This is a genomic window from Micromonospora inyonensis (assembly GCF_900091415.1).
In the GTDB taxonomy this organism is placed as follows: Bacteria; Actinomycetota; Actinomycetes; order Mycobacteriales; family Micromonosporaceae; genus Micromonospora; species Micromonospora inyonensis.
Window position 1 is genome coordinate 2,476,122 of sequence record NZ_FMHU01000001.1, and the last position, 22,522, is coordinate 2,498,643.

The 22,522-nt window shown below is 72.8% G+C and carries 11 protein-coding genes; 10 read left to right on the forward strand and 1 reads right to left on the reverse strand.

All coding sequences use genetic code 11. The features are described 5' to 3' along the window. The first annotated feature begins 3 nt into the window (after positions 1–3). Positions 4–948 (forward strand): DMT family transporter, encoded by a 945-nt coding sequence (locus GA0074694_RS11190; protein ID WP_091456616.1) that lies wholly within the window; start codon positions 4–6, stop codon positions 946–948. Positions 949–988: 40 nt separating this feature from the next. On the opposite strand, the gene GA0074694_RS11195 is transcribed toward GA0074694_RS11190, so the two are convergent. Beyond that, on the reverse strand, positions 989–1,912 hold the full coding sequence (locus GA0074694_RS11195; RefSeq protein ID WP_091456620.1) for a sulfite exporter TauE/SafE family protein: 924 nt from the start codon (positions 1,910–1,912) through the stop codon (positions 989–991). 824 nt (positions 1,913–2,736) lie between these two features. On the opposite strand from GA0074694_RS11195, the gene GA0074694_RS11200 reads away from it, so the two are divergent. From GA0074694_RS11200 to GA0074694_RS11240, 9 genes are all read left to right on the forward strand, one after another. Continuing rightward, the gene (locus tag GA0074694_RS11200; protein WP_218105669.1) at positions 2,737–10,386 is read left to right on the forward strand and encodes a type I polyketide synthase; all 7,650 of its coding nucleotides are present in this window, start codon (positions 2,737–2,739) and stop codon (positions 10,384–10,386) included. A gap of 5 nt (positions 10,387–10,391) precedes the next feature. Further along, positions 10,392–15,197 (forward strand): type I polyketide synthase, encoded by a 4,806-nt coding sequence (locus GA0074694_RS11205; protein WP_218105670.1) that lies wholly within the window; start codon positions 10,392–10,394, stop codon positions 15,195–15,197. A 41-nt stretch (positions 15,198–15,238) separates the two neighbouring features. Continuing rightward, complete coding sequence (locus GA0074694_RS11210; RefSeq protein ID WP_091456623.1) at positions 15,239–15,553, forward strand: acyl carrier protein; 315 nt, start codon at positions 15,239–15,241, stop codon at positions 15,551–15,553. Positions 15,554–15,555: 2 nt separating this feature from the next. Beyond that, positions 15,556–16,434: an alpha/beta fold hydrolase gene (locus tag GA0074694_RS11215; RefSeq protein WP_245714739.1), complete on the forward strand. Its 879-nt coding sequence runs from the start codon at positions 15,556–15,558 to the stop codon at positions 16,432–16,434. A gap of 26 nt (positions 16,435–16,460) precedes the next feature. Continuing rightward, positions 16,461–17,420, forward strand: a complete 960-nt coding sequence (locus GA0074694_RS11220) for a sulfotransferase domain-containing protein (RefSeq protein WP_091456630.1) — start codon at positions 16,461–16,463, stop codon at positions 17,418–17,420. A gap of 82 nt (positions 17,421–17,502) precedes the next feature. Next, positions 17,503–19,320, forward strand: a complete 1,818-nt coding sequence (locus GA0074694_RS11225; RefSeq protein ID WP_245714647.1) for a hypothetical protein — start codon at positions 17,503–17,505, stop codon at positions 19,318–19,320. A gap of 131 nt (positions 19,321–19,451) precedes the next feature. Further along, a complete protein-coding gene (locus GA0074694_RS11230) occupies positions 19,452–20,537 on the forward strand; it encodes an extracellular catalytic domain type 1 short-chain-length polyhydroxyalkanoate depolymerase (RefSeq protein WP_245714648.1) in 1,086 nt (361 codons plus the stop codon). 36 nt (positions 20,538–20,573) lie between these two features. Continuing rightward, positions 20,574–21,695: an ABC transporter ATP-binding protein gene (locus GA0074694_RS11235; protein WP_091456635.1), complete on the forward strand. Its 1,122-nt coding sequence runs from the start codon at positions 20,574–20,576 to the stop codon at positions 21,693–21,695. Further along, on the forward strand, positions 21,692–22,513 hold the full coding sequence (locus GA0074694_RS11240) for an ABC transporter permease (RefSeq protein WP_091456640.1): 822 nt from the start codon (positions 21,692–21,694) through the stop codon (positions 22,511–22,513). The genes GA0074694_RS11235 and GA0074694_RS11240 overlap by 4 nt, the downstream gene beginning before the upstream one ends. The last annotated feature ends 9 nt before the right edge of the window (positions 22,514–22,522 follow it).

Below are 22,522 nucleotides of genomic sequence, written 5' to 3' on the forward strand. Positions count from 1 at the left end.
CCCGTGCACCCGTCACCGCGGCATCCGCCGCTCGATCCGCTGACCACCGGGGCGATCGTGGTGGCCGTCGCGGCGGTCTCCTCGTCGGCGCCGCTCATCGCGTTCGCGACCGCGCCCGCCCTGGCCATCGCCTTCTGGCGGAACCTGCTCGGCACCGGTGTCGTCGCGCCGTGGGCGCTGCTCCGCCGCCGTGCCGAGTTCCGGGCCCTGGGGTCGGACGCCGGCCGGCGCGAGGGCTGGTACTGCGTGCTCTCCGGGGTGGCGCTGGCCGGGCACTTCGCCACCTGGATGCCGAGCGCGCAGCTCACCTCGGTCGCCGCCGCGACCGCGCTGGGCGCCACCCAGCCGGTCTGGCAGGGGCTGATCGCCCGCTGGCAGGGGCGGCGGCTGCCGGGCCCGGTGTGGGTCGGCATCGGCATCGCGGTGCTGGGGGCGGTGCTGGCCAGCGGTGCGGACTTCGCCGTCTCCGGTCGGGCCTTCGCCGGTGACCTGCTGGCCATCGCGGGCGCCGTCTTCATCGCCGGCTACACCGCCCTCGGCGAGCGGGCCCGCGCCACGCAGAGCACCACCACCTACACCACGATCTGCTACAGCGTCTGCGCCGCCGTCCTGCTGGTGGTCTGCCTGGTCGGTGGGATACCGCTCGGCGGATACGACACCGACACCTGGCTGGTGATCCTCGCGCTGGTCGCCGGGGCGCAGCTGCTCGGGCACTCGATGTTCAACTACGCGTTGCGGCGGGTCTCGGCCACCACGGTGAGCGTGCTGATCCTGCTGGAGGTGCCGGGCGCGGCGTTGATCGGCTGGCTCTGGCTGGGGCAGCTCCCGCAGCCGCTCGCCCTGCCCGGTCTGGGCGTGCTGCTGGTCGGCACGGTCGTGGTGGTGGTGGGGCGGGCGCGACCGCGTCGCCCCGGGGTCGGCAGGCCGGGCACCGCTGGGCGGGCCTGACCGACCCCGGGCGACGAGTCCTGTCCGGTCGGGAGCCAGGTCAGGAGCTGACCCCGTCGGCCAGCCCGGCCCGTTCGGCGGGAGCGGCTGCCGCGGCGTCCCGGGTGGCGAGATGCTGCCGGACCGACCACACCACCGCCGCCGCCCAGGTGACCGTCACGACGGCGTAGCAGACGTACCGGACAGCCGCCGGGGCGTCGATCCACTCGCTGCGCAGCAGAGTCCGGCCGTTGGTGAGAATGATCATGCCGCCGACCGCGGAGCCGAGCACCCGGGGCGGGACCTTCCGGACCAGCCACGCCGCGAGCGGTGCGGCGGCCATGCCGCCGAGCAGCAGCGCGACCACCCAGCCGTAGTCGATGTTCTGCGAGCCGAGGCCGACCAGGAAGCCGAGGCTGGCGGCGACCGCCACCAGGAATTCGCTGGTGTCGATCGAACCGATCACGCGGCGCGGCTCCATCCGGCCGCTCGCGAGGATGGCGGGGGTGCCGACCGGGCCCCAACCGCCACCGCCGGTGGCGTCGACGAAACCGGCGACCAGGCCCAGCGGGCCGAGGAAGCGCTTGCGCAGCGGCAGCCCGACGCGTCCGGTGGGCAGCCCGGCGACGGTGAAGCGGATCAGCACGTAGCTGCCGAGGGCCAGCAGGATCAGCGACATGAGCGGGGCGGCCGCGGCGGTGGAGAGACCGGAGAGGAAGGTCGCGCCCAGGAAGGCTCCGAGGGCTCCCGGTACGCCGACCCGGCGCACCACCCGCCAGTCCACGTTGCCGAATCTCCAGTGGGCGGCCCCGGAGACGAGCGTCGTGCCGATTTCGGCCAGATGAACGGTCGCGGACGCGCTGGCAGCACTGGTGTTGATGGCGAGAAGCAATGTGGTGGATGTCACTCCGTATGCCATCCCCAGGCTGCCGTCAACAAGTTGTGCGCCAAAGCCGACCAGGGCGAGCAGGATGAGTTTACGCACTTTTAACCGCCGATCATAAAGAGGTAATCAGAGTTAGCGGGTTCGTCACGCAAGCGCGTCGGCAATCCCTTCGGGGCCGGACGGTCGAGCGTTCGTGCTGGTGACGGGGGCTTTGCCGGCCCGTGCGGCGGCCGCCGACGGTAGGGCGACGCGGCGATCACCGGACGTGGCGGGAAAAACGATTGTTAAGTGTTTAATCGGGCGCCGCATGATCTGTGGCGTGGGCCACTTATCACTAGGTGGGAGGCGGCGGGAGGGGTGGTCCCGGCGTCCAGGGGGCGCTCCTGCGGGTCGTCGGTCAGCCGAAGCGGCAGGTGGCGGGCCATGTCGGTCGGCTGATCAGGGCATCCGGTCGTCCGGGTTCCTCACCCCACTCTCGGGTAAGTCAGAGCTATTCGATAGGGAATGGCGGCTGGGGGGACGGAAAGGGATCGTCCACGGCCGCCGGTCGCCCTGACAAGAGCCCGTCCAGATATTGAGACGGATTGATGTGTCTCACGTTTCCGGTCATTGGGGCCCTGGTCGGCTAGTTGTTTCGTGAGTAATTAACAACCCTCTCGCCGTCCGCTCCGACCCCGCCTCCAGTGGTTCTCGACCGGTTCTCGTCGGTTCTTCCTGGCAGCGGTTGAGGCATATCCCGCCTGCTCGGTAGGGATTACGAGGCTTCTTCACGTCCGGGATCGTGTTAATCATTCGGTAACAAGCTGCCACTAGCTTGTTACGGAGCGCAACATCGATTCATGCAAATTCGGTTCTGGTCACTCGTGGTTTGACCGATCCAGCCCGTCGCAACGCGAGACCCTCGCGAACGAAGTGGGAGCCCGATGAGTACTGCAACGTACACGCGCGACCTCGTCATGGTCGTCAATCCCGGCGGTGCCCTGGAGCCCGCCCCGCGGCTGGCCGCCGCCGCTCGCGTCGGCGGTGGGGTGGGAGTGTTGGATCTGGCGGGCGGCGACGACTGGGCGCTGCGCGCGCTGGCCCAGGCCGTCGCCTGGTCGCCCGGGCCGCTCGGGGTACGGGTACCGGCCGGGTGCCAGGCCACCCTGGGCGAGGTGGAGCGGATCGCGCCCGACGGGGTCGACCTGGTCGTGCTGACGTCGGACTCGCCCTGGGACGTGGCCGAGACCGCCCCCCGCTACCGGGTGCTGGTCGAGGTGACCAGCCGGGACGAGGCCCGCGCCGCCGCCGAGGCCGGCGCACACGGACTGATCGCCCGGGGCATGGAGGCCGGTGGACGGGGCAGTGACCTCAGCTCCTTCGTCCTGCTCCAGCAGCTCGTCGCCGACGAGACCCTCGACCTGCCGGTCTGGGTCGCCGGTGGTGTCGGCCCCCGCACCGCGGCCGCCTGTCTGGTCGGCGGGGCGGCCGGCGTCGTCCTGGACAGTCAGCTCGCGCTGATGCCCGAGTCCGAGCTGCCCACCGACGTGCGGACCGCCATCCGGCGGATGGACGGCTCCGAGACAGTGCTGGTCGACGGCGTCCGGGGAATCCGGCGCGGCGGCCCGCACGACGAGGCCTCCGAGCTGGTGCCGATCGGCCAGGACGGCTGGCTCGCCTCCGTCTTCGCCGAGCGCTGGCCGGACACCGCCGCCGCCGTCCGGGGCATCCGGGACCTGATGCTCGACGCCGCCACCGACGACGCCGCCGGTGAGGTGCTGGCGCCGGGATCGCCGCTGGCCGTGGACCTCGGCATCCGGGTGCCCGTCGCCCAGGGGCCGATGACCCGGGTCAGCGACGAGCCCGGCTTCGCCGCCGCCGTCGCCGAGGACGGTGGCATGCCCTTCGTCGCGCTCGCCCTCAATGGCGCGAAACAGACCCGCCGCATCCTCACCGAGACCGCCGCCCGCCTCGGCGACCGGCCCTGGGGCGTCGGCGTGCTCGGCTTCGCCCCCGAGGAGATACGCGAGGCGCAACTGGAGGTCATCCGGGAGCTGCGTCCGGCCTGCGCGATCATCGCCGGTGGCCGGCCGCCGCAGGCGAAGGCGTTGGAGCAGCAGGGGATCACCACGTTCCTGCACGTCCCGTCGCCGGGGCTGCTGCGGCAGTTCCTGCGCTCCGGGGCCCGCCGGTTCATCTTCGAGGGCGCCGAGTGCGGCGGCCACACCGGACCCCGGGCCAGCTTCCCGCTCTGGGAGGCCCAGCTCATGGTGCTGGAGGAGTACCTCGACGCCGAACCGGACGCGGCCACGGCACTCCAGGTGTTCTTCGCCGGTGGCATCCACGACGCCCGCTCGGCCGCGATGGTCGCCACCATGGCGTCGCCGCTGGCCCGTCGGGGCGCGCGGATCGGTGTGCTGATGGGCACCGCGTACCTCTTCACCGCCGAGGCGGTGGAACACAACGCCGTCCAGCCGCTCTTCCAGCGTGAGGCGATCGCCGCCGAGCGGACCGCGCTGCTGGAGACCGCCCCCGGGCACGTCACCCGGTGCCTGCCCACCCCGTTCGTCGACGACTTCTACCAGCGCCGCGAGGAGCTGCGCGAGTCCGGGATGGAGAGCCGCGACGCGTGGCAGGAGCTGGAGAAGCTCAACATCGGGCGGGCGCGGATCGCCAGCAAGGGGATCGTGCGCGAGGGCGACACGCTGCGTTCGGTCGGCGAGGACGAGCAGGCCGCCGAGGGCATGTTCATGGCCGGGCAGATCGTCGTGCTGCGCGACGACGCGACCACCATCGCCGGGCTGCACGACTCGGTCAGCGCCGGAGCCCGCGAGTACCACGGGAACAGCCTCGACGCGATCCGGGAGCGGCTGGCGCCGCCCGCCGAGGTCGAGGACGCCCCCGCGCCGTTGGACATCGCCATCGTCGGGATGGCCTGCATCCTGCCCGGCTCGCCGGACCTGGAGAGCTTCTGGCGTACGGTGCTCAGCGGCGCGGACGCCGTCGGCGAGGTGCCCCCGCAGCGCTGGGACACCGATCTCTACTACGCCCCCGAGGTCGGCCCCGGGCAGACCGGCCGGATCAGCGTCTCCAAGTGGGGCGGCTTCATCGAGCCGGTGCCCTTCGACGCGATCGGCTACGGCATCCCCCCGGCCGCCCTGGCCAGTATCGACCCGACCCAACTGCTCGCCCTGGAGATCTCCCACCGGGCGCTGGTCGACGCCGGGTACGCCTACGACGCGCCGGGCGTCGACCACTCCCGCACCGGCGTGGTGTTCGGCGCGGAGGCCGGCAGTGACATGGGACACGCGCAGACCCTGCGCACCATGCTCCCGGCGTACCTGGGCGACGTGCCCGCCGAGATGGAGGAGCTGCTCCCGACGGTCACCGAGGACAGCTTCCCCGGCGTCCTGGCGAACGTGATCGCCGGCCGGGTGGCGAACCGGCTCGACCTGGGCGGCCCCAACTACACCATCGACGCGGCCTGCGCCTCGTCCCTGGCCGCGATGGACGCCGCCTGCAAGGAACTGCTCAGCGGCGACAGCGACATGATGATCTGCGGCGGCGCGGACCTGCACAACGGCATCAACGACTACCTGATGTTCACCTCCGCGCACGCGCTCTCGCCGACCGGCCGGTCCCGCCCGTTCGACTCGACCGGTGACGGCATCGCCCTCGGCGAGGGCGTGACCTGCATCGTGCTGAAGCGGCTCGCCGACGCCGAGCGGGACGGCGACCGAATCTACGCGGTGGTCAAGGGCCTCGGCGGCTCCAGCGACGGACGCGCCCTCGGCCTCACCGCGCCCCGGACGGACGGGCAGCGCCGGGCCCTGGACCGGGCGTACCGCCGCAGCGGCGTCTCGCCGCGCGAGGTCGGCCTGGTCGAGGCGCACGGCACCGGCACGGTGGTCGGCGACCGGACCGAGCTGGAGACGCTCACGAAGATGTTCGCCGAGGCCGGCGCGGAGCCCGGAAGCTGCGCGCTCGGCTCGGTGAAGTCGCAGATCGGGCACACCAAGTGCGCCGCCGGCCTGGCCGGCGTGATCAAGGTGGCCCTCTCCCTCTACAACGGCATCCGGCCGCCGACCATCCACCTGGAGCGGCCCAACCCGGCCTGGCATCCGGAGCGGAGTCCGTTCGCCTTCTACACCGAGGCCCGCCCCTGGCCGGTCCCGGCGCGGGAGCGGATCGCCGGGGTGAGCGCCTTCGGCTTCGGCGGCACCAACTTCCACACCGTGCTCGCCGCGTACGGCGACGCCCCGGAGCCCCGGCACGCGCGCCGGACCTGGCCGGCGGAGCTGTTCTGTTTCCCCGGCGTCGACTCCGCCGCCGCCCACCAGGCGATCGTGCAGCTGGCAGACCGGCTCGCCGCCGACACCGACCGGGACCGCCCGGGCCGGCTGGCCGAACTGGCCGCCCAGGTCGCCGGGGAGGCCGCCGGACGGCGGGGACCCACCCGGGTCGCGATCGTCGCCCGGGACACCGCCGAGCTGGACACCCTGCTGCGCCGGGCCCTCGCCGGTGAGCACGACCCGGCGCGAGGTCTGGTGCAACCGACCGGGGACGCCGACCCCGGCAAGGTCGCCTTCCTCTTCCCCGGCCAGGGCAGCCAGCGACCCGGTGCGCTCGCCGAACTGTTCGTCACCTTCCCCGAGCTGCGGCACTACCTGGAACTGGACCGGGACGCGGCGGAGCTGCTCTTCCCGCCGACCGCCTTCGACCAGGAGAGCCGCAGGCGGCAGGAGGACCGGGTCCGCGACACCCGGGTCGCCCAGCCGGTGCTGGGTATTGGTGGACTCGCCGTCGACCACCTGCTGCGCCGCCTCGGCGTCCGGCCGGACATGACCGGTGGGCACAGCTACGGCGAACTCGTCGGGCTCTGCGTGGCCGGTGCGTTCGACGCCCGTACCCTGCTCGACCTCAGCCGGGAACGGGCCGCGGCGATCCTCGGCGCGACCGGCGAGGACCCGGGCACCATGGCCGCCGTCAGTGCCACGCCCGAGCAGGTGGCCCAGGTGCTGGCCAGCGCCGGGCTGACCAGCGAGGTGGTGCTCGCCAACCGGAACGCGCCGAAGCAGATCGTCATCTCCGGCCCGACCGCCAAGGTCGAGGCGGCGGTGGTGGCGCTCAAGGAGGCTCGCCTCTCGGCGAAGCTCATCCCGGTGGCCTGTGCCTTCCACAGCCCGCTGGTCGCCGGTGCGGTGGAGCGCTTCGCCGAGGTGCTCGCCGACCGGCGGATCAGCGAGCCGCGCATCCCGGTCTGGTCCAACCTGACCGCCGCCCCCTACGTCGACAACCTCGACCAGCTCCGCCAGCAGCTCGCCGAGCAGATCGGGGAACCGGTCCGCTTCGTCGAGCAGATCGAGGCCATGTACGCCGCGGGTGCCCGCACCTTCGTCGAGGTCGGCCCCGGCCAGGTGCTCAGCAAGCTGGTGAAGGCGGTGCTCGGCGACCGGCCCTACCGGGCCGTCGCCACCGAGCGCGGACCGGCGGAGGGACTGCGCGGATTCCTCATCTCGGTCGGCGAGATCGCCTGCGCCGGCGTGCCGATCCGCACCGACTGGCTGTTCCACGGACGGGTCGGCGGTCCGCGCCGCGACGCCGTGCCGCACCGCCGTCCGATCTGGACGGTCGACGGGCAGCTCGTCCGCGACCAGAACGGCGACTGCCTCCCCGGTGGCATGACCCCTCCCCGAATCGTCAAGGAGTTGCCGATGAGCCCCTCGAACGGTGCCCACGCCCCTGCCCCTGCCCCCGTGCAGCACGTCGTCCAGGACATCCGGGGCGAGCTGCTCGGCGAGTTCCTGCGGACCACCCGGGACATGATCGCCTCGCAGCGGGACATCATGCTCGCCTTCCTCGGCGACGGTGGCGACGGTGGCAGCGGTGGTCGCCTGGTCTGGCAGCCGGCCGAACCGCACCGGACCGACGGGTACCCGAACGGCTCGGCGCTGGCTCCGGCGCAGCCGGCACCCGCGCAGTACGCCCCGGCGCAGTACGTCCCGGCGGCCGAACCGACGCCGGTTCCGGCGATGGCGGTCTCCACCAACGGCGGGTCCGCGATGGCCGCGACCGCCACGTACGCTCCCGCGCCCACCATCGCCCCGCCGGCACCCGCCCCGGCCGCCCCGGCCGGTCCGTCGTTGGCGGACTTCCAGGCCGCGATTCTCGCGGTGATCAGTGAGCGGACGGGTTATCCGGTGGATCTGATCGAGTTGGATCTGGATCTGGAGGCGGATCTGTCGATCGACTCGATCAAGCGGGCTGAGGTGGCCGGTGAGGTCGCGCAGCGTCTGGATCTCGCGGTGGAGGGTGACGAGTCGGAGCTGGAGGACCTGGTCAAGGCGCGGACCGTCCGCGCCATGGTCACCTGGCTCGACCAGCGGATGGGCAGCACCGCCGCGCCGGTCGCCGTCGCCCCCGCCGTCGCGGCTCCGGCTGGTCCGGCTGCTCCGGCCGGTGGTGCGTCGTTGGCGGACTTCCAGGCCGCGATCCTTGCGGTGATCAGTGAGCGGACGGGTTATCCGGTGGATCTGATCGAGTTGGATCTGGATCTGGAGGCGGATCTGTCGATCGACTCGATCAAGCGGGCTGAGGTGGCCGGTGAGGTCGCGCAGCGTCTGGATCTCGCGGTGGAGGGTGACGAGTCGGAGCTGGAGGACCTGGTCAAGGCGCGGACCGTCCGCGCCATGGTCACCTGGCTCGAGGCGAAGATGTCGGCCACCGTCACGGTCTCCGCGCCGGTCGCCGCCGCTCCCGCCGCCCCTGCTGTCGCGGCTCCGGCTGCTCCGGTGGGTGGTGCGTCGTTGGCGGACTTCCAGGCCGCGATCCTTGCGGTGATCAGTGAGCGGACGGGTTATCCGGTGGATCTGATCGAGTTGGATCTGGATCTGGAGGCGGATCTGTCGATCGACTCGATCAAGCGGGCTGAGGTGGCCGGTGAGGTCGCGCAGCGTCTGGATCTCGCGGTGGAGGGTGACGAGTCGGAGCTGGAGGACCTGGTCAAGGCGCGGACCGTCCGCGCCATGGTCACCTGGCTCGACCAGAAGATGAACGCCACGGCCGCCCCGGCCGAGGTCGCGCCGACCCCGGCTGCCGCCCCGGCAGCGGCCGAGGAACTGGCGAACCCCGGCATCCCGCCCAAGCGGCTGGTGCCCCGGGAGTCGGTCCGGCCCGCGCCCCTCGGCGACCCCGCCGAACTCCTCGCCGGCAAGCAGTTCCTGATCACCGGAGGCGGAGCGGTCGGGGCGCACCTGGCGGAGCTGCTCGGTGAGCACGGCGCGGGTGGACAGCTCGGTGTCCTCGACAGCGAGCAGGCCGACCAGGGCTTCGACGGGTTCCTGCTGCTCGACGGGCTCACCCGCACCGAAGGACCGCTGCTGCCATCGGTGTTCCCGCTGGTCAAGCGGGTTCTGGCGACCAACCCGCGGTGGCTGATCGGAGCCGGCGCACCGGCTGCCGGTGGCACCGCCGACGGCATGCCCGGCCTGTTCCGCACCATCGCCCGGGAGTACCCGGACCTGACCGCCCGCTTCGTCGAGCTGGACGCCGAGGGGGAACCGGAGGTCCTGGCCCGGCAGCTCCTCGACGAGCTGCTGACCGTCGGCGAGGAGAAGCCCCCGGTCGTCGCCCGGCGCGGCGACGAGCGGTACGTCGCCGACCTGGTCCAGGTGGACCTGGGTGCGCTGGCCGCCCGGGGTGCCGGCCCGGCCGGTGACGGGGCCGCCGAGGTCGCCGCGCTCGGCCTCAGCCACGAGTCGGTGGTCGTGCTGATCGGCGGGGCCCGGGGCATCACCCCCTGGTTCGCCCGCAGTCTCGCCTCGGCCGGCCGGTGCCGGATCGAGCTGGTCGGTCGTACCCCGCGGCCGACGGGTCCGGAGGACGCGGAGCTGGCCGCCGCCCGCGACAAGACCGAGCTGCGCGCGGCACTGGTCAGGCAGGGGCTGCGCGCCCCGGCCGAGATCGAGCGCCGGGCGTCGGCGATCCTGGCCGGCCGGGAGGTCGAGGCGACCATCGCCGAACTGACCGAACTCGGCGGCGAGGTGCGCTACCACACCCTCGACGTACGGGACGCGGACGCGACGAAGGCGCTGCTCGCCGACATCCACCGGCACCACGGACGGCTCGACGGCCTGGTCTACGCGGCCGGCATCATCGAGGACAAACTGATCGCCGAGAAGGACCCGGCGTCCTTCACCCGGGTCTTCGACGTCAAGGTCGACGGGGCCCGGGCCGTGCTGGCCGGTCTCGACGACCTGCCCGACCAGCCGAAGTTCGTGGTCTTCTTCGGCAGCATCGCCGCCGCCTACGGCAACCGGGGCCAGTCCGACTACGCCGCCGCCAACGACGCCCTCGACACCATCGGCACCCGCTGGTCCACCAGCACCGGCATCCGTTGCCTGACCGTCCACTGGGGCCCCTGGGCCCCGGGTGCCGGCCACGGCGGCATGGTCACCGCCGAGCTGAGCCGGGAGTACGCCCGCCGCGGCATCGGCCTGATCGACCCGGAGGAGGGCGCGCTCAGCCTGCTCCGTGAGCTGGCCTGGGCCGAGCCGGGCGACACCTCGGTCGTCTACACCGCGTCGGGGTGGTGACCGCCGTGACCAAGCCCGATCAGCAGATCGCGATCGTCGGGATGGCCGCGCTCATGCCCGGGGCCGGCGACCTGGACAGCTACTGGCACAACCTGGTCGCCGGGGTGGACGCGATCACCGACGTCCCGACGCACCGCTGGGACGAGGAGTTCTACGACCCCGAGCAGGCCCACCGGGCGGACCGGATGTACTGCCGGCGGGGCGGCTTCGTCGACGAGTACGCCACCTTCGAGCCGCTGAAGTTCGGCGTGATGCCCGCGTCGGTGCACGAGATCGAGCCCGACCAGCTCATCACGCTCGAGGTGGCCGCGAAGGCCATCGACGACGCGGGCGGCCCGGACCGGCTCCCGTCGGGGGAGCGGGTCGGGGTGATCCTGGGCCGGGGTGGCATCCTCAGCCCCGCCCAGGCCCGGTACGCCCAGCGGGTCCGGATGTCCAGCCAGGTCATCAGCATCCTCCGGGAACTGATCCCGGACGTCGACCCGGCCCGGCTCGAGATGCTGCGCAAGAAGTTCGACGAGCGGCTCGGCCCGTACCAGCCGGAGGGGACCATCGGCCTGGTGCCGAACCTGGCCGCCTCCCGGGTGGCGAACCGGCTCAACCTGCGCGGTCCGGCGTACACCATCGACGCGGCCTGCGCCTCGTCGCTGATCGCGGTCGACCAGGGCATCACCGAGCTCCAGAACGGCCGGTTGGACGCGGTGCTGGCCGGCGGCGTGCACCACGTGCACGACATCAGCTTCTGGTCGGTGTTCAACCAGCTCCGGGCGCTGTCCCGGCAGGGCGAGATCCGGCCGTTCGACGCGAACGCCGACGGGCTGCTGATCGGCGAGGGCACCGGCATCGTGGTGCTCAAGCGGTACGCCGACGCGGTGCGCGACGGCGACCGGGTCTACGCGGTGATCCGGGGCAGCGGGGTCTCCAGTGACGGCAAGTCGGCGAGCATGTTCAACCCGGCGGTCTCCGGTCAGGTGCTGGCCATCGAACGGGCCTGGGCGGCGGCCGGGCTCGACCCGACCGCGCCGGACGCGGTGGGCCTGCTGGAGGCGCACGGCACCGGCACCCCCACCGGCGACGCGGCCGAGCTGACCACCATCGGGCAGACCTTCGGGGCGTACCGGGGCGGTCCGAAGCCGGTGATCGGCTCGGTGAAGTCGATGATCGGCCACACCATGCCGGCGGCTGGCGCCGCCGGCCTGATCAAGGCGACCCTCGCCGTCTACCGGGGCGTGCTGCTGCCCACCCTGCACTGCGAGAACCCCCGGGCCGAGATGGCCGGAACCCGGTTCGCGCCGATCACCTCCGCCCAGCCCTGGGAGAGCGACGGCCCACGCCGGGCCGGGGTGAACGCCTTCGGCTTCGGCGGGATCAACGCCCACGTGATCGTCGAGCAGGTGTCCGACTCGGCCGGGGTCGCTCTGCCGACGTCCGGGCTGACCGCGACGGCCGACGGCAGGGTGGTGGTGGACGAGCCGGACCAGGTGCTCTGGCTCGCCGCGCCGACCCCGGCCGCGCTCGCCGAACTGCTCGCCGCCGACGACGCGACGGTACGCCGGCTCGGTGCCGAGCGGGCCCAGGCCGTGCCCGGCCCGGTCGACGGCTCCGAACGCGTCCGGCTCGGCATCGTCAACCCCAGCGACAAGCTGCTGACCGTGGCCCGCAAGACGGTCGCCCGGGGCCAGGCGTGGCGGGGCGGCCGGGACATCTGGTTCACCCCGGACCCGCTGCTGGCCGGTGGCGGCAAGCTCATCTCGGTCTTCCCGGGCCTGGAGGCGGAGTTCGCGCCCCGGACCACCGACCTGGCCGCCCACTTCGGCCTGCCGGACCGCCCCTGGTCGATGGCGGACCTCGGGCAGCACGGCGCCGGCCTGATCGAGGTGGGCAAGATCCTGCACGAGGCGCTGCGCCGGATGAACGTGACGCCGGACGCGGTCGCCGGGCACAGCATCGGCGAGTGGACCGCCGCCGCGGTCAGCGGCCAGGCCGACGGGGCCAGCATGGACGAGTTCCTCGCCATGTTCAGCGCCGAGTCGGTGGAGATCTCCGGGTACGTCTTCGCCGCCGCCGCCACGGCGGCGGACCAGGTCACGCCTCTGCTGTCCGACTTCCCCGGGGTGGTGCTCTCGCACGACAACGCGCCCCAGCAGTGCGTGGTCAACGGGCCGGAGACCGAGGTCGACCGGCTGGTGGAGGTGCTGCGCGGGCGGAACGTCTTCTGCCAGAAGCTGCCCTTCAAGTCGGCGTTCCACACCCCGATCTTCGGTGACGGGCTCCGCTCGATCGGCGACGCGCTGGGCCGGCTGCGGGTGCAGCCGAGCCAGCTGCCGATCTGGTCGGGCACCCTGGCCGCGCCGTGTCCCGAAGACATCGACGAGATTCGCCACCTGTTCATCCGGCACATGATGGAGCCGGTCTGGTTCCGGCAGACCGTCGCCAACATGTACGACGCCGGCTTCCGGGTCTTCCTCCAGGTCGGCGCCGGGCAGCTCGCCTCGCTCGTCGACGACAACCTGCGCGGCAAGGACCACCTGGCGATCCCGGTCAACGTCTCGCACCGCAGCGGGCTCAACCAGCTCCGCCGGGTGGCGACCGCGCTCTGGGTGGAGGGCGGGTCGCCGGACCTGCGCGTGCTGTCCACCCCGGGCGGCCGCGCCCCGGCGGCGAAGAGCACCGTGGGCAGCGGCAAGCGTGGCCCGACCATCAAGCTCGACCTGGGTGGGCCGCTGGTCCGGCTCGGCGAGGACGCGGCCGGCCTGCTCGGCCTCCCGACCTCGGGCAACGGGTCCCCGGTCGCCGCCGCTCCGGCCGCTGCCGCCCAGCCCGCCGCTCCGGCGGCGACCGGCGAGACCGCCGGGGCACTGGCCGCGCTCAACCAGCTCGCCGGGCACTCCCGGGCCGCCGCGGAACTCGCCGCCCTGCTCCGGGACACCGCCCAGGGCACGGCGAGCGTGCTGGCCAAGGCGGGTGGCACGGCCGCGCCCGTCGGGCCGCGTCCCGCCACTGCGGCGACCCCGCCGGCCGCCGCGCCCCGGTCGTCCGTCGCGCCACCGGTCGCCCCCCGTGCCGGAACCGCGCCGGCCGCCGCACCCCGACCGGGCACCGCACCGACCCCGCCCCGGCCCGGCACCCCGCCGGTCGCCGGAGCCCGTCCGGTCACGCCGGTCCGGGCCACCCCGCCGACCGTCGCCGCACAGCGGCCGGCCACCCCGCAGGCCGCCCGCCCGGCACCGGCCGCCAGCCGGGAGGTCGGTCGGGTCACCCTGCGGGTCTCCATCGAGACCATGCCGTACCTGCGGGACCACTGCTTCTTCGTGCAGCCGGACGACTGGCCGAACATCGAGGACCGCTGGCCGGTGGTGCCGGCGACCGCCCTGGTCCAGCACATGATGGACGCCGCCGAGCAGCTGCTGCCCGGCCAGCGGGTGATCGAGGTGCACGACGCCAAGTTCAACCGCTGGTTGATCGCCGAGCCGGCCCAGGACGTCGAGATCACCGTGCGGGAGGCCGGGGCAAACCGGTACACCTGCGCGATCGGCTCGTACGCCCGGGCCACCGTCGAGATGGCCACCGCCTACCCGGAGCCGACCGAGCAGCCCTGGACGCACGACCCGGCCACCGAGCGTCCGACCACCCTCCCCGCGGACGAGATGTACGCGGAGCGGCTGATGTTCCACGGTCCGCAGTTCCAGGGGGTCACCACGATCCACGCCATCGGTGACATGCACGTGCGGGGCGTCGTCACCGCCCCGGTGCCGCCCGGTGCGCTGCTGGACAACGCGCTCCAGGTCATCGGCAACTGGCTGATCACCACCCAGCCGATCCGGACCGTGGCGTTGCCGGTCGGTCTCCGGAACGTCCAGTTCTTCGGGCCGCCCCCGCCCGCCGGTCGGGCGTTCGAGTGCGTCGCCCGGGTCCGCTCCATCGACGACGGGCAACTCGTCGCGGACACCCAGCTCAGCTACCAGGGCCGGGTCTGGGCGCAGATCAACGGCGCGGTGGACCGGCGCTTCGACAGCCATCCGCAGGCCCGGGTCGCCGAGCGCTTCCCGGAGAAGTACCCGATGTCGCTGTTCCAGCCGGAGGGCTGGACGATGGCCTTCGACTGCTGGACGGACCTGGTCACCCGGGGCATGGCCGCCCGCGGCATCCTCGGTGGCGCCGCCAACGCCGAGTACGAACGGCAGCCGGCGAAGACCCGCAAGCAGTGGATGCTCGGCCGGATCGCGGCCAAGGACGCCGTCCGGGCCCGCCTCTGGGAGGACGGGCACACCGACATCTATCCGATCGAGCTGACCGTCGGCAACGACCCGGACGGCCGCCCCTGGGTGAAGGGCCGGGAGGGTCGGGGCATGCGCGACTGCGAGGTCTCGCTGGCGCACTGCCAGGAGATCGGCGTGGCCATCGCGAAGCCGCGTACCCCCGGTGAACCGATCGGTGGACCGGGCGTCGGCATCGACGTCGCGGAGATCGCCGACCTGCCGGCGGGCTGCGTGCTCGACCCGGCGGAGACCGCGCTGCTGGAGTCGCTGGCCGGCACGGACGCCGCGCGACGCCAGCTCTGGGCGACCCGGTTCCGGGCGGCCCGGGAGACGGTCGGCAAGGCGGAGGGCGTCGGCCCGGCCGGCGGCCCGCACCCGATCGCCGTCCGGGCGGCCACCGACGAGGCGCTCACCGTCGAGGTCGCCGGCCGGACCTACCGGGTCGGCCACCGGGAGGTCGCCAACCCCGACGACCTGCCGCCCCGGCGGTACGTCGTGGCCTGGACCTGGGGTCCGGAGCCCGCCACCGCCCCCGGTGGCACCCGTTCCTGACCCCCGCGCACCGATCAGCTGACACGAGAAGGAGCAACCCCATGTCCGCCACGCAGGCCAAGGTCCTCGCCGACATCACCCAGATGATCCAGGCCGTGCTCGGTGACTTCGTCGCCGACCAGGAGATCACCATGGACACCACCTTCCGGGACGAGCTCGGCATGGAGAGCATCGACGTGGTCTCCCTCGCCGGCCGGCTCCAGACCCGGTACGGGGACACCGTCAACTTCGCGCACTTCGTCGCCAAGCTGGACCTGGAGAACGTCGCCGACCTGACCGTCGGGCACCTGGTCACGCACATCGCCGACGCGCTCGACGCGAAGGCCGGCGGCACGGTCGAGGTGGCCGCCCGGTGACCATGGTCCGGGCGAACGGGATCACGCTGCACACGCAGCGCCTGGACCCGCCCCACCCGCCGCCGGCCGACGGCTCCGCGCCGATGCCGACCGCCGTGCTGATCCACGGCATGGCCTCGGACACGATGGCGAGCTGGTACTTCACGCTTGCCGAGCCGCTGGCCACCGCCGGTTTCCCGGTGCTCCTGTACGACCTGCGCGGGCACGGTCGCAGCGACCGCCCGGCCACCGGGTACGCCCTCGCCGACTTCGTCGACGACCTGGCGGGACTGCTCACCGAGCTGGACGTGACCGGTCCGCTGCTGCTCTGCGGCAACTCCTTCGGCGGCACGATCGCCTTCGGGTACGCGGCGCGGCACCCGGAGCGGGTCGCCGGGATCGTGGCGGTCGAGTCGGCCCCGCCGATCGAGGAGTGGATGGCCCGGGTGAAGGTCCGCCTCGCCCGGGTCGTCGACCGGCTCCCCCGGGAGGGCACGGTGGCCGAGATCGGGCTCCGGCGGGGGCGGCTCGCCGCCCGCCGGGCCGACGACACCCGCCGGATGCTGACCAGCACCACGCTCGCCGAGGAGCTGCCGGCCAGCGCGCTGCCGCCGGGCGAGCAGCTCGCGGCCATCGGCTGCCCGGTGCTCTGCGTCTACGGCGGCCGGTCCGCCGTGCACGAGCTGGCCCCGGCGGTCCGATCGCTGCTTCCCCAGGCCCGCACGGTCGTTCTCCCGGACGAGAAGCACACCGTCCTGATCGACCAGCCCGAGCAGGTACGCCGGCACGTCTTCGACTGGCTGACCGCCGAGTGCCCGCCGCCCGTCGGAGGAGGGACTCCCGCCGGACCCGGGGTCGCCGCCGCGGGTGGGCTCGCCGTCGACCACACCACCACCTCATGACCACGCAACTCGCAGGAGGACTCCCGATGGACACCCCGATCACCGGTCGGTCGATCATCATCAGCAGTGGACGGTGCGGGTCGACGCTCCTCTCCGACCTGATCGCGGAGGAGCCGGACACGCTCTCCGCCCAGGAGTTCTTCATGTCGGTGGCACCCTGGGCGCGCAGCGCCGAGGTGATCACCGGGGCGGAGTACTGGGAGGTGCTGGCCAGCCCCAAGGCGGAACTGGCCACGCTGTTCCGGATCGGGCTGTCGCCGAAGGAGCTGCACTACCCGTCCACCGGCCGGTGGGGCGACCGGATGACCGAGCTGCCCCGGATCCTGGCGATCACCCTGTCGAAGGTCTCCGACGACCCGGACGCCCTCTTCGACGAGCTGGCCCGCCGGGTGCCCGACTTCCCCGAGCAGAGCGTGGCCCGGCACCACCAGGACTTCCTGGACCTGCTGGCCGTGCTGACCGGCAGGAAGCGCTGGGTGGAGCGTTCCGGAGGCTCCAGCCACGTGGCCCCGTACCTGCTCCGGGGCTTCCCGGCGGCCAAGATTGTCTACCTGACCCGGGACTGGGAGCCCACCGCGAAGTCGATGAGCCGGCACTCGTCGTTCCAACTCCTCCAGATCCGCGTGGAGTTCCTCGGCCGGTGCGGGCTGGACCCGTTCCGGCTGCAGCCGGGTGACGCCGTACCGGAGGAGCTGGAGCAGTACCTGCCGGACCGGCTGACCCCCGACGCGCTCCGCGAGCGTGGCCACAACCTGCGCCGCTACGTCGCTCTCTGCGCGTTCATGGCGGCGCAGGCCGAGCAGGCGCTGGCCGACCAGAAGCCCGCCCACCTGTTGACCATGCGGTACGAGGAACTGGTCGCCGATCCGGTCGCCGAGTTGGGCCGGCTCGGTCGCTTCCTCGACTTCGACGACGCCGAGGGGTGGGCCGAGCGGGTCGCCGACCGCGTCGTCGACCCGTCCCGTGCCCGTCAGCCGGTCGGCTGACCGGGCCCGTCGACCTCCCAGCCCCCGGTCCGGCCGTCTCGGCCGGACCGTCTCCGATAACCCTGCACGAAAGCGAGACAGTGTGAAACCAATCCGGATCCACTCGCGGCGGCTCTGGGCGGCCGTCGCCGTACTGGGGCTCGGGACCGCGTTCACGGCCCCGGCGACCGCGCTGGGCGCGCCGACCGCCGAGGCCGACCGGCACCAGAAGCCGAACCCGCAGGTGATCGCGAAGGCCGAACCGGACGAGTGCTTCGCCGGCGTCGGCCAGCCCTACCCGGCGGGACCGCCGTGCGCCTCCGGGCAGGCCAAGGTGAACCAGGGCTACCTGTGGGGGATGACCCGGGCCGGAAGGAACCTCTACTTCGGCACCGGCGCGAACGTCAACTGCCTCACCAGCGGACGGCAACTGGGCAGCAACGAGCCGGTCCTCAACGACGACTGGGTCTGCGAGTACCAGGAGAGCCAGATCGTCAAGACCAACCCGCAGCTACCGGGATATCTGGGTGACCACCGGATGCCGCGGCTCTACAGCTACGACACCGAGACCAGGCAGCTCACCGAGAAGAGCGACCTGGTGACCGGTGCCGCGAAGGAACACGCGGACCGGTTGAAGAGCACGACCGGCATCCGGGCGGCCGGCAGCTTCGGCGGGGTGGCCCTGCTCGGTGGCCCGGCCATCGGCAAGTCCATCAACATGTTCGCCTTCGACACCGACACCGGGGCCTTCCTGGGCTCGCGGAACTTCCCCGAGTTCGGCAACATCCGGCACTTCACGGTGGCCGAGGGCGCGCTGTACGCGGGTGTCGGTGTCGGCGCCAACGGTTCGCTGCGCGGTCACGTGCTGCGCTGGGTCGGCAGCAAGACCGATCCGTTCAACTTCCAGGTCGTCGCCAACCTGCCGGCGCAGGCCGCCGACATCACCGTCCACGACGGCCGGGTCGTCGTCAGCACCTGGCCCGGTTCGGACGGCGAACTGGCCAGCGCCGCCGACGACGAGCCCGCCCCGCCGAGCAAGCTCGCCGCGGTCTGGATGAGCCCGGTGCTCGCCAACGGTGCGCCCGGCCTCACCCCGGACGACGCGGACGGCTGGCAGCAGGTCTGGGACGTCTCCACGTACGAGCCGGACCCGGTGGTGGCCGGCGGCTACGGCCTGGGCGGCCTCGTCTCCTTCCGTGGGTACCTCTACTGGGGCACCATGCACGTGCCGCTGAAGGCGACGAGGCAGCACCTGCTGGCCTACCCGCCGGCCACCGACGAGGCGAGGCAGGCGACGATCCAGAACACCCAGCGGTCGATCAGCATCTACCGGGGCAAGCGGCTGGGTGAGCCGAAGCAGAAGATCGAACTGCTCTACGGGGCGACCGAGCTGCCCGCGTACGACCCGGCGGCGAACGCCGGTGCGGGTGCCTGGGCGAAGGTCTCGACCGGGCAGACCCCGCTCTACGGCGCGTCCGGCTTCGGCAACCCGTACCTGAACTACACCTGGAAGATGGCGGTGGCCGGCGGCAAGCTCTACGTCGGCACGATGGACTGGAGCTACCTGGCCAAGGAACTCAGCCAGGAGGCCGCCGCGATGTCCGGCCTGTCGGTCGAGGCGGCCGCCGAGGCGCTCAGCGGCCCGTCGCTGGCAGCGGCGGCCGACGACGAGGAGCCGCCCCTGCCGGAGCCGGTCTACGGCGGTGACCTGATGGTCTTCGAGTCCACCCACGAGCCGGCGAAGCTGGTCAGCGACTCCGGCGTCGGCAACTACCTGAACTACGGCATCCGCAACATGGTCACCGACGGCGCCACGCTCTACCTCGGCATGGCGAACCCGATGAACCTGCGGGCCGACCCGACCGACGACGTGCCCGAGGGTGGCTGGGAACTGATCCGGTACGACACCCGCCGCTGGTAGTCACGCCTGACCGGGTCCCGGCGGTGCTGCGCGGCGCAGATCCCACCGCCGGGGCCCGACCCGACCTGACTTTGCACGGTGCGTGGCGAAGTCTTAACACTCCTCGAACGTTTGCCGGTGAAAGTGGGCATATGATGCTTTTGACTGCCCTTTGCCGGGAGGCCACGACCTCCCGTACCGCGGGTGCCCCCGCCGGCACCCGCCGGCTCCGCTCCCCGTCCCTGCTCGCCGGGCTCCTCGTCGCCCTGGTCGGACTGACCGCCCTCGCCGGGTGCACCGGCAACGGCGGCGACGACCGGCGCGGCGGCGACGGTGCGCCGGCACCGAGCGCCACCGGGCGCGCGTCCGGCTCCGACGTGCCGGCCGGGTCGAGCGAGCACACCCTCACCGTCGACGGCCGGGAGCGCACCTACCGGCTGTACCGACCGGCCTCGCTCCAACTGACCGGTGCGGTGCCGCTGGTCGTCATGCTGCACGGCGCGGCCGGCACCGGCGAGCAGGCCGAGGAGGCGTACGGCTGGACCGAGGAGGCCGACCGGGGCGGCTTCGTGGTCGCCTTCCCGGACGGACTGAAGCGGGCCTGGGCGGTCAGCGAACACTGCTGCGGTCAACCGGCCCGGCAGGGGGTCGACGACGTCGCCTTCATCGAGGCGCTCGTCGGCGCCCTCCGCGACCGGGTGCAGGTGGACCCGGCCCGCACCTATGTCACCGGGATCTCCAACGGCGGGCTGCTGGCGTACCGGCTGGCCTGCGACACCGACCTCTTCGCCGCGGTCGGCGCGGTGGCGACCACACTGGCCGGCGAGTGCGCGTCACCGGCCCCGGTCAGCGTGCTGCACATCCACGGACTGCGCGACGAGACCATGCCGTACCGGGGTGGTCCGGGCAAGCGTGACAACGGCGGTACCGGCCGCAATCCGGTGAAGATCGACGGGCCGCCGTTGACCGAGCTGATGGCGACGTGGCGCGCGGTGGACGACTGCCCCGCACCGACGGAGCGCACCGACGGGCCGGTGACCCGGTCGACGACGTCCTGCCCGCAGGGCCGCGCCGTCGACCTGATCACCATCGCCGACGCCGGCCACCAGTGGCCGGGCGGGAAGCCGAACCCCCGCGCCGAGCAGCTTCTCGGCCTCGAACCCCCCTCGACCGCGTTGGACGCGACTGCGGAGATCTGGAAGTTCTTCAGCGCGCACCCCCGACCGGCCGGCTCCTGACGCCGACCGGCACCCGCACCGAGAACAGGAGAAGGCATGCCCAGCAGAGACGGTCCGGCGGTCGAGGTCGTCGACCTCGTCAAGCGCTACCCCCGGGCCACGACCAACGCCGTCGACGGACTGTCGTTCACCGTCGCGCCGGGTGAGACCTTCGGGCTGTTCGGGCCGAACGGGGCCGGAAAGTCGACCACCATCGGCATCCTCACCACGCGGCTCCGGGCCACCGGCGGCCGGGCCCTGGTCGGCGGCGTCGACGTCAGCCGGGACCCGGTCGGCGCCCGCGCCAACCTGGCGGTGGTGCCCCAGCACAACAACCTCGACCGCGCACTGACCCCCCGGCAGAACCTGCTCTACCACGCCGCCTACCACGGGGTGCCCCGGGCCGAGGCCGAGGAACGGGCGAAGGTGCTGCTGGACCGTTTCGGCCTAACCGAGCGCGCGGACCGGCGGATCGAGGCGTACTCGGGCGGGATGGCGCAGCGGCTGATGATCGCGCGGGCCTGGATGCACGAGCCCGAGGTGCTCTTCCTCGACGAGCCGACCAACGCGCTGGACCCGCAGACCCGGCTGCTGATCTGGAGCCGGATCCGGGAGATGCGCGAGCGCGGCGTCTCCATCGTGCTCACCACGCACCAGATGAACGACGCCGCCAACCTGGTCGACCGGGTGGGCATCGTGGACCACGGCAAGCTGCTCACCCTGGACACCCCGCAGAACCTGGTCCGGGGTCTGGCCGGGCAGGCCATCCTGGACCTCACGGTCACCCCGACCGCCCGCGACGACGCCGACGAGGTCGTCGCCGCGCTGCGCGAGCTGGACGGCGTACGCAAGGCGGAGCGCCGGCCGCTGCCCGTCGGCGCGGCCGGCGCGGGTCGGGGTGGTGCGGGCCGGGCCGCGCTCGCCACGTTGGGACCGGGCGCACTGGCCGCGCTCGCCGCCCGCGCGCGGGCCAACGGCAACGCGTCGACCGCCACCCTGGCCGGGGCCGGCGGGGGGCGGATCCGGGTACGCCTCCACCTGGCCACCGACCCCGCCGCGCTGCTCGGTCCGGCGTTGGCCGTGCTCACCGGACGGTCGGCGACGCTCAACGACATCCACATCGGCGAGCCGAGCCTGGAGGACGTCTTCATCGAACTCACCGGAAGGGATCCGCGGTGACCGCCCTCGACACCCCCACCCCGGTACGCCGCGAGGTCCGGGACCGCCCGCCCGCCGCCCGGGTCTTCCTCGCCCTGCTCCGCCGTGACCTGCTGGTCACCGGCAAGGAGTTGTGGGTGATCCTGATCCAGGTCGGCATGACCCCGCTGTTCATGCTCTTCGTGTTCAGCACGATCCTCGGCGGGCAGGGCATCGTCGAACGGTCGTTCGCCAACCTCTTCCTGCCCGGCGTGATCGCGCTGGCCGCCCTCACCACCGCGTTGCAGAGCACCGCCCTGCCGCTGGTGAAGGAGTTCGGCTTCACCATGGAGATCGAGGACCGGCTGCTCGCCCCGCTTCCCACCAGCCTGGTCGCGGTGGGGAAGCTGGTGGTCGCCACCATCCGGGGCCTGCTCGCGGCGGTGCTGATGTACCCGCTCGGGGCCCTGGTGGTCGGCTCCGCGCCGTGGCGGCTGGAGGGCCTGCCGACCGCCCTGCTGGTGGCCCTGCTCGGCGCGTGGGTGGGCGGCGGCATCGGGATGACCCTCTCCACCATCCTCCCGATCCAGCGGATCAACGTCACCTTCTCGGTCATCGTCACGCCGATCATCTGGACCGGCTGCATCCACTACCCGTGGCCCCGGCTGGAGTCGATGCGCTGGTTCCAGGTGGTCACCGCCTTCAACCCGATGACGTACGTCTCGGAGGGGGTGCGGGGCGCGATGCTGCCCGACGTACCGCACATGCCGGGTTGGGTCTGCCTGCTGGCGCTGACCGGGATGGCCGCCGCCCTGACCTGGCTCAGCGTCCGGTCCTTCACCCGGCGGGCCGTCCAGTGACCCCGTCCA